This is a genomic window from Wolbachia endosymbiont of Litomosoides sigmodontis, assembly GCF_013365435.1.
GTDB lineage: Bacteria > Pseudomonadota > Alphaproteobacteria > Rickettsiales > Anaplasmataceae > Wolbachia.
In genome coordinates, this window is record NZ_CP046577.1 from 859,482 (window position 1) to 874,029 (window position 14,548).

Below are 14,548 nucleotides of genomic sequence, written 5' to 3' on the forward strand. Positions count from 1 at the left end.
AAGTTGTAATTATACTAATTCACACTCTATAAGGAACGGACAGGCAATAATAGAAGAGGAACCACACTGAAGTAAGTAAAAAAAATAACATAGTTAATGACAAAGCATAGTATAACAGCCACAGCGAAAACATATTGCATTTCAAGAACAGCACTAACTGTATAAGTAAAGTACTAAGATTTGGATAGAATGGATACAAGAAAGCAATAATATAACCATTAATGAGACGACTATTGGTAATACCAATTCTTATTGTTAGTAGATCAAATAAGTAACATTGCAGAGTTATTTAATTGCAGAATGAATAAAGAGAGTTAATAAATTAATATAAAATGCTCTCAAGCAAAGTAATTGTATTATAGATTTTATTACACAAAATGTTCTGCTTCATATACAACTAAAGTCTCTCAATACGATTAAGCTCTGATGAGTATGGTGATAAGTATATAATCTAGATATTTTTAGGTACCTTTAAATTTTTAACTTATGCTAATTAGCACAATTTACGATAAGAAAGGCTTTTTATATTCTTAAATATTAAAATACTTGTTTAAAAAATATATTCATATAATCGGTGTTGACATTCAGTACAAATAAGTCAGAACTCTCTCTTTTTCTGGAATTAATTGCACTATAGAAATAAAAATTTTTGTCTACCTAATTTTACTTTAATCTGTACTCTAACGCCTTTTTAAAATCACCCATGTCCAACTTCTGAGTTGTCTACTAAATCGGCGATTTATCAAAGATGAATAACTCTTGTTCAGAATACTTCCGATAGTCTCATTAAGTTTTTTCAACTCTTCCTGTTTACCTTCATCTTGTTCATTATGAATTGGTCTTGGCATAACAGAAAATTTCATTTTTTGCATATTATTGTAGACTTGCTGACATTTAAGCCAAATCTTTCCTAGATCATTATTCTCATTTCTTTAATGGGTTATATTAGGGCTTTCTTATATCCATACTTTAACTTGTCAAAATTGACTTTGATTTAATTAAGTTTTTTATGGCGTTAAGGTACAAATAATTTTTCTTCTCTATCCAAATCTTAGTACTTTACTTACACAGTTAGTGCCGTTCTTGAAATGCAATATATCTCCGCTGCGGCTGTTATACTATGTTTTATCATTTAATCATGCTATTTTACTTACTCCACAGTATGGCTTCTCTTTTATCACTGCCTATCCGTTTCTTTGTAGAGAGTAAATTGGTATTAGTGCAATGTAAATCAATCCATAAAGCCAACATTCTGCACATCTATAAAAAACAAACCTTCCTTTTCGTCCTGAACGCCAACAGTAGCATAGGTATTGAGAGGTAAAGGGTCGTTTACATATCCATGACCTATTCCTTGAACCGTAAACACTGGAAAATTAACACTCTTTGCAAATCTTTCTTTTACAACTTCAACAAGATTATCGTTACCGGAATTAATAAAATCTCCAAAAATTACTGCGTGTACTTCATCAAAAACATGGGCTTGTTTTAGATGATCTAAACTGCGCTCTATTGCATATGGATAGACTCTTACATCTTCCAAAAATAGAATTTTTCCTTTTGCATTTATTTGCCAAGTGGTTCCTATACTATTTTCAACCAAAATCATGTTGCCACCAATGATTTTAGATTCTAATCTGCCATTTTTTAGTTTAATGTCATCATTAATTATTTTTAGGTTATTAAACCTAATAGAGCTCTGCTGATTTAGGATTAACCTTTTTAATTTTTCAACAGAACTTTCAGAAACGAAGTTATTTACCATCATTTCTAACGTAGTACCATGAAGAGTTTGCCAATCGTATTTGACTTGTAAGTAAATGTGTAAGGCAGTTATATCGCTATAGCCTATAAGAATCTTTTTGTTCTTATTTTGAGCAATTCTTGCTTTTTTATCGTTTGATAACCTTTCTAGATAAGGAATTAACCGAGAAGATCCTGTTCCTCCTCTGATACACCAAATTATTTTGTTATCATTGTCAATTAGAGCACTAACCAAATCGCTTGCTCTAAATTCATCAGAGTTGGAGTAAAATGGATCATTATTACTATATATTTTCTCTGAAATATGGGAATTAAAACCCAAAGCTTCTACATATTCTTTTATAGTAGTTAAATCTGGCTCTTTTCCCTTAGAAGAAGGAGCAATAATATTTACTTGATTAACTGCATAAGTATCTGTGCTAGCACATAAAGTGAAAATAAAATATAAGAAGCAAATGACAACAGAGTACACTAAAATATCTTATAAAATTCTTTTTTTAGTATGTCATCTAATTTAGAGAGTGGAGCTCTGATACCTAATGCTTTCATTGATGTAACACCATAATCTTTCAATCCACAAGGAATAATTCCCTTATAGTGAGAAAGATCTGGAAACACATTAAGCGCTATGCCATGGTAAGTTACCCATTTTCTTAAGCGAATGCCAAAAGCTGCTATTTTTTCCTCTACTCCATTATTATCTACCCAAACACCTACTCTATCTTCTTTAAATTCTCCAAATATATTAAAGTACTTTAAAACATTTATTATCCAACTACCAAGGTCTCTAATATATAATTTTATATCACATTTATTTCTTTTTTTAAGATTCAGCATTAAATACATAATGCGTTGCCCTGGCCCATGATATGTGTATTTACCACCCCTACCCGTCTTATGTATAGGAAATAATTTTTCGACAACGTCATCATCTGCTGCGCTAATTCCTGCTGTGTATAGTGGAGGATGCTGGAGTAGCCATACCAATTCATCAGATAAGTTATTGTGGATTTGTTGAATTTTTTTTTCCATGAATTTTACAGCGTAGTTATAATCAACAAGTTGATCAGATATTAGCCACTCTACCATGTTCAATCTCTTCTCTTTTTAGCTTATAAAATAAGTTAATGATAGTAAAAATATATATTACCACAACTTTACTGACATTTTCGACTTGATTTACTGAGATGATCATCACTAAAGTAGCTGATACTCGCATTAGAAAATTTTTTACTGACAGAATGACAGAAGTGATTTGTGTTAGGCATAGAATTACAATGACAGATTTTTTAAATTATTACCGCTCTCCTCATATTTTTGCTCTAAATATTGCTGACCCAACAAGTAATACTAATTCTCATTATTAACAGGACAATAAGTAACATTGCAAAGTTATTTAATTGTGTAGTGAGGAAGAAAAGGCAAAATAAATTTGCACAAAGCTCTCCTAAGCAAAGCAATTGTATATTATAGACTCTTTATTGAGCAAAATATTTTGTTTCATATGCAACATAGAATTAAGCCTAGGAGTACGGTGGTAGATACTTCTCAATTTTTTGACTCATGTCAACTTATATAAGTCATAACAAGAAAGGTTTCTTATATTCTTAAACATTGTAACATTTGTTCAAGAAATATATTCATACAATCAGTGTTGATGCTCAGTGCAAATAAGCTAGAACTCCCTCCATTTCTAGATTAACTGCACTGTAGAGACAAAAACTTTGTCTACTTCATTTTACTTTAATCTATATTTAGCCCTTTTAAAATCACACGTATCCAATTTTTTAATGTGTATTAAACCATAGTTCACCAAAAAAATAACTCTTGTTTAGAATACTTACCAATAGTCTCATTAAATTTTTCTTAAACTTCTCCTATCTACTTTTATCTTATTCACTGTGAACTGATCTTGGCGTAATATATGAAAATTTTATTTTCTACATATTCTCATTCCTTTCATGGTAATACTAGGATTTTTCTGTACCCATACTTCAACTTGTTCCAATTGACTTTGATCCAATCTAGTTTTTCTACAACTTTGAAAAAGAATAAATAATTTTTCTTCTCTTCCAAATCTTAGGTGCTTTATCTACACAGTTAGTGCTGCTCTTGAAATGTAACTTATTTTCACTAAGGCAGTTATACTGTACTTTTTAAACTTCGCTATTCTACTATACTTCAGTATAGCTCCTTTTTCATTATCGTCTATCCATTCCTTGTACAGTGGAAACTAGCATAAAACAAAGATTAAAGATAAATTTCAGTCCCAAAGTACCACCACGGTAAGGGAATTGATAAGATTATCAAGTAATTTCTATGTTTAACTCACAAACACCGTCTCTATTATTGCACATCTAAGCTCAATCTATCTTAATTTAATGGTTATACTTGCTTAAGGTTTTTCTGCTACACTACTGCCTGTAAATGACAGCTCATTTACCAACATAGAGCTGCCTTGGCCTACAAATCTTGGTTTCTTTATCATTTACCATTTCATACCACTGAGCAACCCACCCAGTAGTTCTTGCAAGTGCAAAAATAGGTGTGAACATGGTTGAAGGAATATTGATAGCATTCATTATTATACCTGAATAGAAATCAACATTTGGATATAACTTACGCACAACAAAATACTTATCTTTTAAAGCTATTTCTTCAAGTTCTTTTGCAATCTTGAGCAGTTCACTATTTTGTTCTAGCTTATTTAAAAATTCATCACAAGCATCTTTCAATATACGTGCACGTGGATCGTAATTTTTATAAACACGATGCCCAAATCCCATTAATTTAAATGGGTCTTTGTCATCTTTAGCTTTTTTAATAAATTTATTTACATTCCCGCTTTGCTCTATCTCCTTTAACATATTTACAACTGCCTCATTAGCTCCACCATGTGCAGGTCCCCAAAGTGCAGCAACCCCTGCAGAAAGACATGCAAATAAATTAGAACCAGCTGATCCTACTACTCTGACAGCTGCTGTTGACACATTCTGCTCATGATCAGCATGAAGAATAAATATTTTGTCTAAGGCTTTAGCAAAAAGGTGACTTTTCTCGTTAGTAAGAGCATTACCAAACATCATTCTTAAGAAATTTTTGCTATAGCTCAATTCATTATCAGTATCTATAAATTCCTGATTATAGGTATGCCTATAAATCATAGCAATAATTGCAGGAACCTGCGCTATTACAGAGATTCCAAAATCTAGGTTTTCATTACTGACATTGTTACCATATTTCTCGTAATAAAGCGCTGACAAACTTGCAAAACACGCAATTAAAATTGACATAGGGTGAGCAGCTTTTGGAAATGTTTTAATTACATTTACAACCTGCCCAGGTACTTTAGATAATTCTTGTATTTTTAGAAAAAATTTTTTGTATTGTTCTAGATTAGGCAATTTACCATAGAGTAGCAAATAAATTACAGCAGTAAAATCATTGTTTTTTGCTAAATCAGCTATATCATGACCTCTATACCTAAGAATTCCTTTATCTCCATCAATGAATGTAATTGCAGAAGAACACGAAGCTGTGGAAACAAATCCTGGATCATAGGTGAGTAACCCTGTGGCCTTACATAAATCTTTAATATTTAACACATCAAAACCTATTGTTCCGCTTAATACAGGTAACTCAATTTTTAGTCCGTTGCTTAGTTCCAATAACGCTTTTTTATTCATCATTTAAGCTACTTGAATTTTGCGGAAGCATATAAATTGAACGGTTAACTTTGCATTAATCACGTTAAGCGGTCATCAATGCTTTTACTTTTGCATTCAAGCGACTTATTTTACGTGCAGCAGCGTTTTTATGGATAACACCTTTACTAACACACTTGTGTAAACTAGACTCGGCGTTTCGAAATGCTGGAATGACATTTTCTTTATTGCTAGACTTAATTATATCAATCAATTTTCTAACAGCAGTGCGAGTTTTACTTTTACGCATTTTATTTATCAAAGTGCGCTTCGCTATTACCTTTATCATCTTTTTAGCATTCTTATGATTTGCCATGTATTAATACCTTAAACACTGTACTCTCCTTTCATTATAAAATTTTCTTACTGATTTGCAATACTAGTTTTTCTCTGCAGTTAGTTCATTACTCCTTTCTTCAATAATTTTTTCCAAATTTTCTAAGAACTCATTTTTATTTAATCCATGATATATTGGAGGCAATACCTCTATTACTGCCTTCCCTGAATTCCTTCTCATAGAAAGTATGCTCTTTGGCCAAAATAAACCGGTATTTAAAGCGACAGGTAATACAGGAATAGATAACACACTATACAAAGCAGCAATACCTGGTTGATATTTTGTTTTTTGCTTTGCAGCTGTTCTAGTACCTTCAGGAAATATTATTATGCTTCTATTTTCTACTATACGCATTCTTGCTAGCTTGATGATACGGCGCATAGCATTAACGCCATCTAAACGGTTAATAAAAATCATTCTAAGCGCCATAAGATGCAAGCCAATAAAAGGAATCCATTTTAGTTCACGTTTCAAAATAAAAACCGCGTTTCTAAATAAAAGTATAAAGATAAATGTTTCAAGTGGAGATTGGTGTTTAGAGGCAATTATAAAAGGATGTTTTGGAATATTTTCCATTCCCCTAACTTCGTATTTAATTCCACATAGTAAACGAAGCATGAGTAATACAACCCTTGCTGAGCAAATAAGAAAAATAGTTATCACATGTGCAGGAAAGAAAATTACAGGAAGAGCACCCAAAGTATAGAACACTTCCCACAGTATAAGAAAAAAATTAAACAATAAACTTGAAATCACAAAAGCCTGTCGTCCTAAATGAACTTATTTGAATTTAACTTTACCATAAATTAAAAATAACAAGTCTAACTATTGATTACCTGAGTGATAGAATGCGAATCAACTAATTTATCCTTTAATTTTTTGTTAGCAATATGAGTGTATATTTGTGTTGTAGAAAGGTTAGTATGTCCAAGAATTTTCTGTATCAACATAATGCTTGCTCCACTATCTAGTAGATGAGTAGCAAAGGAATGCCTAATCACATGTGGGGAGATTTTGTTTTTATCAATATTGCATTTTTTTGCTAGTTCCTTAATCAATTGACCGATTCTCTGTCTTGTAATTGCCTTACTAGGCTTATTACCTGGAAATAACCAATCAGATTCCTTTCCGTCAGAAATCAGATTATTGCGAACTAACAAATAATTTCTAAGGCTTTGCAATGCTTGCTCATTAAAGAAGATTTGCCTTTCTTTACTGTTTTTTCCTTTTATTATTATATAACATTCTTTGTCACTACTGTTTAATAAATGTGACACTTCATATAATTTTATGCTAATTAGCTCAGAGATACGTACTCCTGAAGAGTATAAGATGTCTAAGATAGCACATAACCTTCTGCTATTTATCTCTTTACTCGATTCATTTGCTGACTTTCTAACTGTGTCCATTAGCAAAAACATTTCTTTAACACTTAAATACTTGGGCAAAGGACGAAAAACCTTTGGATTTTTCAACTCATCATCATTAGCTGGAGCTGGATTAAAATCTATTATCCCATCATTAAACAGGCATTTATAAAAATTTTTCATAGCAGATATTTTCCTTGATATAGAACTGCTTTTGTATTTTTTTTGTGTGCATAGAAACTTTACATAATCTTTAATATTAGTTTTACCTGCACCAACCAAAGTAGTACCGCTTTTCAGCAGAAAAGCTTCAAGTTGATGTAAATCAGAACGATAACTTTCCAAAGTATTTTGTGTAGCGGACCTTTCTGACACTAAAGCATCTATGTAATATGTGATGTAAAGATTTTCTTTTTTATCATGTAACTGCCTATTTTTCATTATCAGCTCCTATATCTATTTCTTTTACTATCATTTGACTGGAAATGTTATTCGTATTCCTTATTAAAAAATACGAAACAAATAAAGCATTTATCAATAGGATAAGTATAACAAACTTTCGTCTTAACCTTTTTTTTAGATTCAATCTTGCTTTTACCATAGTTAAATTATAACATCAAATCTCCAAAAAACATCTTACAAAGTGAGTTATACTATAATATACTGCCTCTTAACCATATTCATTAATATTTATATTATAAAATAACATTTTTATAGTCTTAGCATAACAATGCAGAGGCACCAGTGTCACGAATGTCAACAAACTTTCAGTATACGCAAAAAATTATCTACAAAAAAAAGGAATCACATAGTATCCTTTTTTAGTAAAGTGCTAACAAAAGGAATGGTAACATTTGATCCCACAAATCCATTATCTATTTTCTCTATAATCCTAGTAACGCTACAAAAAGAACGCTCTATTCTTGCTAAAATATAATTAATCACTTTCAAATTAATTTTCAATTGTTTATCTGAAAATCTTTTCATTAACATAATTCGCAATAATTCCTCGCTTGCAGATGGAATTTTTACGCTGATAGTTGATAATATGCGAGAGCTTAAGTCTTTCAATTTAAAATTGAGCTTTTTTAGTGAAGTTGAGGAAGTAATTAGCAATCTCTTGTTATTTTCTTTCATGTAGTTATAACAGTGTAATAGAGTTGCTTCATCTTGAATATCTTGCACATCTTCTAAAATAAAAGCATCGCTATTCCCAATCTCACTTATAAAGTCGTTTACATTGACAAAGATTGCATTGCTTATCGACTGCCAAATGTGAGCAAGGTGAGTTTTGCCAGAGCCTTTAGGCCCAAAGAGAAACAAGCATTTCCAAGATAAATCATTAATTACTGCATCATATACAAGCTTATTTTCATCTAAAACAATATAATTTTGCCGACTATAATCAACCTGATTATTGTTAAATAAATTCAGTTGCATGTTAAACATCTTGTGTCCCTGATTAATAATCTTTTTGCCAAAATTTGTTCGCTTTCTTCTTTAAGAACCATCAGGCATTCTACAACTCATTTCTTCTTATTATAAGTTGGTTATGAAAAAATCTATTAGCCACTTTTATAAAACTCACTTTTAAGATAAAGATTGATTATATACCTTACCGATACAGTAAATATTGCTATTATTGGAGCAAAAAGTAATATTCCCATGAGACCAAAATATGAGATACATATAGTAATTCCAATAATGATTATAGCCGGATGCACATGAACCTTTTTTCCTATCAATAAAGGAACCAATATATTTGCATCTATTAACTGCCCGACACCAAATAACAGTAGAACTGCAATACTTTCAAACCATTCACTAAATTGAGTAACGGCACTTAAAAAGCCAATAACAGTATATAACAATGGTCCTATATAAGGTATAAATGTTAGTGTTCCTGATAAAATTCCAATAGTAATAGGATATTTTAATCCGATCATACCAAGACCTATAGAATAAAAAGCTGTCATAAAAATGCACACATTTGCCTGCCCTTTCAAGTAATTAGATATAATAAAATCTACTTCTGAAAAATAACTTACAACTCCTTTTCTATAAGGAATAGGAACTAATTTATTAACTTTTCTTACGATGAGAGGCCAATCACGCAATATATAGAATTGCATTACTGGAGTGATCACTACTAATGATACTATATGGATTAAGTTGAAGCTTGAGCTTAATACCTGGATTGCAAAGTTACTGGCAATATTAAAAGCATTTATAAAATAAGATACATAATCGCTGTAATTTTCTGCTAAATTTTTAGATGAGTGATCAAACAAACTATTGTCAATCTTTATATTAAGAAATTCTAGTATGGATGGAATAATTTTAAGGTTTAATGAAGGCACTTTACTTACTAAAAAATTTAATATTGAAGTAATTTGAACATATGTAATGGGTAAAATTAACATAACAGTTAGTATAAAGATCATTAGCAGGACAAATATTATGAAAACTACAGAATATAGGCGTGATATTCCATACTTCCCAAACTTTATTACTAGCGGATTAAATAGATATGCAACGACGATAGACATTAAACACGGGAAAATCATAGGACGTACTAAGAATAAGATGCCTATTATAAGAAGTGGTACAAGACAAATGGTTATATGACGCTTTTGCATGACTTTAGCATAGTCAATTTATTGAAAAAATACACAGTTTATTTTGCTTATGTTATAGAGGTACTTAAGTAAGGTCATAAAAACGAAAAAATCTCTTGATAAGCCTTGTCATCCTCCTTAACTAAGAAGCTAAAGGTATTCATCTATTTTCAATCTACTATGCAGATAGAACAACGAAGTACCACGTAATTGGCGTCTTATATTAATCTCTTTGCACTATGTGTACCTTATATCTCTGCAATATTTCCCAAGTTTCCACTATCATAAAATATTTTTTGTCTTTTTCCTACTAGGAAAATTCCTTTAATATTGATGATCAAAGGCTTAGTTACGATAAAAAGCAGCTAAGTCGCAATTGTTAAGTGTTTAAAACATAAAAAACGCTGATATTTTTAAATAGATACCAATCAAGTGTTCTTTTTCTCATTAAATAAACTTCTTAAATATTTAAGACTAAAGGTTATACTAATTCTTAGTATACAAGGAATAAATGACAATAATGGAAAAGAAGACTTACTGAAGCAAGTAAAATAGCAAGGTTTGATGTCGTTAGAATTAATAATTGATAGGTGAAAAAGTTGTGGAATCAAGCAAAAGAAACGCTGAAGAAAGTATAAAACAATGTATAAGCAAAAATATGTTGCATTTTAAGGGCAGCATAATTACATGGATAAAGTACCTAAAATTTGGAAGAGAAGAAAATTGTTCACTTTTCTTCAACATTATAGAAAAATCAGATTTGGATCAGAATCAATTTGAATAAATTGAAGTGTAAATACAAGAGAACTCTAATATTACCGTTAAAGAAATGAGAATAAGAATTTAAGAAAAATTTAGCTTAAATGTCAGCAAGTTTACAGCACAGCGTAATATGCAAGAAATGAAGTTTTCGTATATTACGTTAAAACCAATCAACAATGAGCAAGATAAAGATAGATAAGAGAAAAGTCCTCTCAATTTAATTGAGACTATTAGTAACACTTATTCTCATTGTTAATAGGCCAAATAAGTGACATTGCGGAGTGAGAAGAGAGGTAATAAATTTGCACGAAACGCTCTCAAGCAAAGCAATTATATTATTGCCTTTATTATGCAAAATGTTCTATTTTATATAGAATCAAAGTCTCTCAACAGAACTGAGCTTTGGTGAGCATGGTTATAGGTATATAATTCAATATTTTTAGACACCTTTAAACTTTTCGACTTATCCCAATTAACACAATCCATAACAAGAAAAGCTTCCTGGTGCAAATAAGCTAGAACCTTTTCTATTTCTAGTATTAATTGCTCTTATAGAGATAAAAATTTTGTCTACCTAATTCTACTTTACCTAGGTTTTAACACCCTTTTTAAACCATCCATACTCAACTTACGAATGTGTAACCGCAATTCATCAAAGATGAATAATTCTTGCCCAGAATACTTACCAATAATCTCATTAAATTTTTTAACTTTTCTTATCTACCTTTATCTTGCTCATTGTTGATTGGTTTTAACGTAATATACGAAAACTTCATTTCTTGCATATTACGCTGTGCTGTAAACTTGCTGACATTTAAGCTAAATTTTTCTTAAATTCTTATTCTCATTTCTTTAACGGTAATATTAGAGTTCTCTTGTATTTACACTTCAATTTATTCAAATTGATTCTGATCCAAATCTGATTTTTCTACAATGTTGAAGAAAAGTGAACAATTTTCTTCTCTTCTAAATTTTAAGTACTTTATCTATGTAGTTATGCTGACCTTGAAATGCAACACATTTTTGCTTACGCATTTGTTTTACATTTTCTTCAGCGTTTCTTTTGCTAATTCCATAACTTTTTCCACCTAAAAATTATTGATTCTAACGACATTCAAACTTTGCTATTTTACTTACTTCAGTAAGTCTTCTTTTCCATTATTGTCGTTTATTCTTTGTATAGTAGGAATCATTATAACTACAAACTCAATATTTCTAAACACTTTAGGTTTATATCCAGCTAATCTAGCTTTCCTTCTTTTCTTGCCACTTTTTGCTACTATAGTAGCAAAAAAGCACATACCAACATAGAAAGTAATACGCACTATTATAACCTAAGGCTAACACCTTTCTACTATCTTTTAAGCCTTTTCCTATTTTCCTTGCTTTTGCTAATGGTATTGCCATAGATAACTGTAATATAACCAAGCTCACCAAGCAAAGAATCAATATAACATTGAATGGTAAATAATTACAAAAATCTAAATTTCTATTGTGTATGTATATGTGTAGTAAATTGCTCATCACTTTTTTCATTACATAAATCACTCCCATATCCCGTCCACTGCTTGAATCCTAGCACACAAATCTTTTATATAACCCTTTTAAAATTTTCTTCATTTTAATATCTGTGACATTTTGTATATCACAAAATTATAAAAATCCCCTAACGTTACTATTATCACTCTACTTCTTAATAGAGCATAATGCATAACTTTAAAACATTCTTACTAGTGATATGATATTTCTCTAAATTAAGATTAAATTAATAAATATTCATCATAATAAAGTAATATTCCTTTATCAAGAGAGGACAATTTAATGCCCTGTCAATATTCTTTTTACTAGCTCTTTTACTGTCGGTATGTAGCCATTTTTATAAAACGGATCTTGCTTAAACTTGTACACACTGTGCCCAGAAAACATAAGCTCATTTTCAATATTGCCGTCATGTATAATATTTTGCAATGTCTTTTGTATACAAAAACTTCGCGGATCCGGCTTTCGCCCCGTCGAATGATTGCCATGATCTTTCCAATTACTAAATATACAATGACTCAAACATCCCATGCAATTAATTTGATCTTGTCTAACCTCTGCAAATTTATCTGGCGTTACAAAAATAACAGTTGTATCTGGAGTTCTCATTGCTTCTGTATACCCTGCTTCAGTCCATATATTTACCAATTCCTTGTCTTTTGAAGTAAGGTAAATCTTTCTACCTCTTGCACCAATTATAAATTCATTATCAAACTCCTCGCTGGCATTTTCTGAAAATTTTACTTGACGTGAATTTCGTTCCTGTAACTCGCGTATGAAGTTATTTCTTACTGCAGATGAGTAAAACCCAGTTGGACTGAACTTATTCAAAAATACATCACCTTCTTCCAAAGTTAATAACCTCTTTTTCCAATCTGCAGAAATTGGGCTTTCTTTCGTTAAAAGCGGACGAGTACCAAACTGAAAAGCTATTGGCCCAATTTGCAGATTGTCAAACCAATGTTCCCAATCTTTTAAATGCCACACTCCCCCTGCCATAACAATTGGTGTTTCTGAAAGACCGATTTCGTTCATAAAAGACCTAAGTTCTACAACTCTTTCAAATGGAGCTTGGGGTAACTCCGGATCCTCAGTATTACTTAATCCGTTATGCCCTCCAGCAAGCCACGGATCCTCGTATACTACTCCACCAAGTAAAAAAGAAGATATTTTTTGGTAAGCGCGTTTCCACAATGCTCTAAAAGCACGTACTGATGAAATAATAGGATAATAATAAACCTGATATTTGGCTGCAATTTCTCCAAGCCTGTAAGGCATACCGGCACCGCAGGTAATACCATGAACCAAGCCCTTTGCTTTTTCTAATATACCATGAAGTACACGTTCTGCCGCACCCATTTCCCAAAGCACATTCATATGCACTCTTCCACGACCTCTTGATATTTCATTTGCTATTCTTGCCTGACTAATTCCAGCCCAGATACTATATTCAATCAACTCTTCATGTTTTTCATTTCTTGTTTTACCTTTGTAAATCAACGGTACTAACTCACCGTTATCATCAATAAGCTTAGCATTTGCGCCAGAAAACGTTCCAACAGCACCTGCTGCTGCAAATGCTCCACTTGATCTTCCATTACTAATTGCAATACCCTTACCACCCTCAATAATTGGCCACACTTCCTTTCCTGAAATTATCATTTTTTTTATCTTGTTTTTCAAAGCTTCCTCATAATTTTTTGTTCTATTTTACTTGGTTACTAAAAAAATAATAGCTGTTTATTTTCCTTTGACACTATCAGAAGTACGTAGCAAATTTAGGCTTTAGCCTAATTCTTACTGCAAAAAGAACAGACGGATAATAATGGGAAAGAAGCCATGTTAATACTAATTCTCACTGTTAGTAGATTTAAATAAGTGACATTACAGAATTGTTTAATTGTAGAGTAAGAAAAAGAGGCAATAAATTTGTACAAAGCACTTTAAGTCAATCCATATGACAAGAAAAACTTCTCATGTTCCTAAATATTGCAATATTTGTTAAGAAATATATTCATACAATCAGTGTTGATACATCCAATACAAATAAGCTAAAATTTTCTTCATTTTCAGGACTAACTGCACTATAGAGACAAAAGTTTTATCTACCTATATTTTACTTTAACCTGCGTTCTAACGCCATTTTTAAACTACTCGTATTCAATTTTCAAATGCGTGTAAACCGCAATTCTTCAAAGAAAAACTTCTTGTTCAGAGTACTTATTAATAATCTCATTAAGTTCTTTTAAAACGCTTTCTATTTACCTTTGTCTTATTCACCGTAAATTGGTCTTAGCATGATATGTAAAAACTTCATTTTTATATATTTTAGAGTTCTCTTATATTCATACTTCAGCTTATCTAAATTGACTTTAATTCAACCTAGTTTTTCCACAACTTTGATAGAAAGTAAACAATTTTACTTTTCTTCCAAATTTTAGGTGCTTTATTCATACA

13 protein-coding genes are annotated in these 14,548 nt (G+C 31.1%); 2 read left to right on the forward strand and 11 right to left on the reverse strand.

Annotated features, from left to right (window positions below):
- Positions 1-680: 680 nt before the first annotated feature.
- The 3 genes from GOY07_RS03470 to lipB all read right to left on the reverse strand — a co-directional run bounded on the left by GOY07_RS03470 (position 681) and on the right by lipB (position 2,853).
- Complete coding sequence (locus GOY07_RS03470) at positions 681-863, reverse strand: hypothetical protein (RefSeq protein ID WP_175838265.1); 183 nt, start codon at positions 861-863, stop codon at positions 681-683.
- A gap of 368 nt (positions 864-1,231) precedes the next feature.
- Complete coding sequence (locus GOY07_RS03475) at positions 1,232-2,236, reverse strand: LD-carboxypeptidase (RefSeq protein ID WP_369800426.1); 1,005 nt, start codon at positions 2,234-2,236, stop codon at positions 1,232-1,234.
- On the reverse strand, positions 2,236-2,853 hold the full coding sequence (gene lipB, locus GOY07_RS03480; protein ID WP_175838266.1) for a lipoyl(octanoyl) transferase LipB: 618 nt from the start codon (positions 2,851-2,853) through the stop codon (positions 2,236-2,238). The genes GOY07_RS03475 and lipB overlap by 1 nt, the downstream gene beginning before the upstream one ends.
- A gap of 98 nt (positions 2,854-2,951) precedes the next feature.
- Between lipB and GOY07_RS03485 the strand changes: the two genes are divergently transcribed.
- A complete protein-coding gene (locus GOY07_RS03485) occupies positions 2,952-3,131 on the forward strand; it encodes a hypothetical protein (protein ID WP_175838268.1) in 180 nt (59 codons plus the stop codon).
- Between the two features lie 1,068 nt (positions 3,132-4,199).
- Here the strand turns inward: GOY07_RS03485 and GOY07_RS03490 are convergent.
- The 6 genes from GOY07_RS03490 to GOY07_RS03515 all read right to left on the reverse strand — a co-directional run bounded on the left by GOY07_RS03490 (position 4,200) and on the right by GOY07_RS03515 (position 9,811).
- Entirely contained in the window at positions 4,200-5,450 is a 1,251-nt protein-coding gene (locus tag GOY07_RS03490; RefSeq protein ID WP_175838551.1) for a citrate synthase, read from the reverse strand.
- Positions 5,451-5,514: 64 nt separating this feature from the next.
- On the reverse strand, positions 5,515-5,784 hold the full coding sequence (gene rpsT / locus GOY07_RS03495; protein ID WP_175838270.1) for a 30S ribosomal protein S20: 270 nt from the start codon (positions 5,782-5,784) through the stop codon (positions 5,515-5,517).
- 63 nt (positions 5,785-5,847) lie between these two features.
- On the reverse strand, positions 5,848-6,423 hold the full coding sequence (locus GOY07_RS03500) for a lysophospholipid acyltransferase family protein (protein ID WP_246224388.1): 576 nt from the start codon (positions 6,421-6,423) through the stop codon (positions 5,848-5,850).
- Positions 6,424-6,626: 203 nt separating this feature from the next.
- Complete coding sequence (locus tag GOY07_RS03505) at positions 6,627-7,613, reverse strand: tyrosine-type recombinase/integrase (RefSeq protein ID WP_175838274.1); 987 nt, start codon at positions 7,611-7,613, stop codon at positions 6,627-6,629.
- Between the two features lie 363 nt (positions 7,614-7,976).
- Entirely contained in the window at positions 7,977-8,612 is a 636-nt protein-coding gene (locus GOY07_RS03510) for a P-loop NTPase family protein (protein WP_175838552.1), read from the reverse strand.
- Between the two features lie 125 nt (positions 8,613-8,737).
- Positions 8,738-9,811 carry an AI-2E family transporter gene (locus GOY07_RS03515; RefSeq protein ID WP_175838276.1) on the reverse strand — a complete coding sequence of 358 codons (1,074 nt, stop codon included), beginning with the start codon at positions 9,809-9,811 and terminating at the stop codon, positions 8,738-8,740.
- A gap of 562 nt (positions 9,812-10,373) precedes the next feature.
- On the opposite strand from GOY07_RS03515, the gene GOY07_RS04220 reads away from it, so the two are divergent.
- On the forward strand, positions 10,374-10,574 hold the full coding sequence (locus tag GOY07_RS04220) for a hypothetical protein (RefSeq protein ID WP_218938962.1): 201 nt from the start codon (positions 10,374-10,376) through the stop codon (positions 10,572-10,574).
- Positions 10,575-11,685: 1,111 nt separating this feature from the next.
- Here the strand turns inward: GOY07_RS04220 and GOY07_RS03525 are convergent.
- Entirely contained in the window at positions 11,686-11,877 is a 192-nt protein-coding gene (locus tag GOY07_RS03525) for a hypothetical protein (RefSeq protein ID WP_175838278.1), read from the reverse strand.
- Between the two features lie 493 nt (positions 11,878-12,370).
- On the reverse strand, positions 12,371-13,774 hold the full coding sequence (locus tag GOY07_RS03530; RefSeq protein WP_175838285.1) for an NAD(P)H-dependent flavin oxidoreductase: 1,404 nt from the start codon (positions 13,772-13,774) through the stop codon (positions 12,371-12,373).
- Positions 13,775-14,548: the final 774 nt, after the last annotated feature.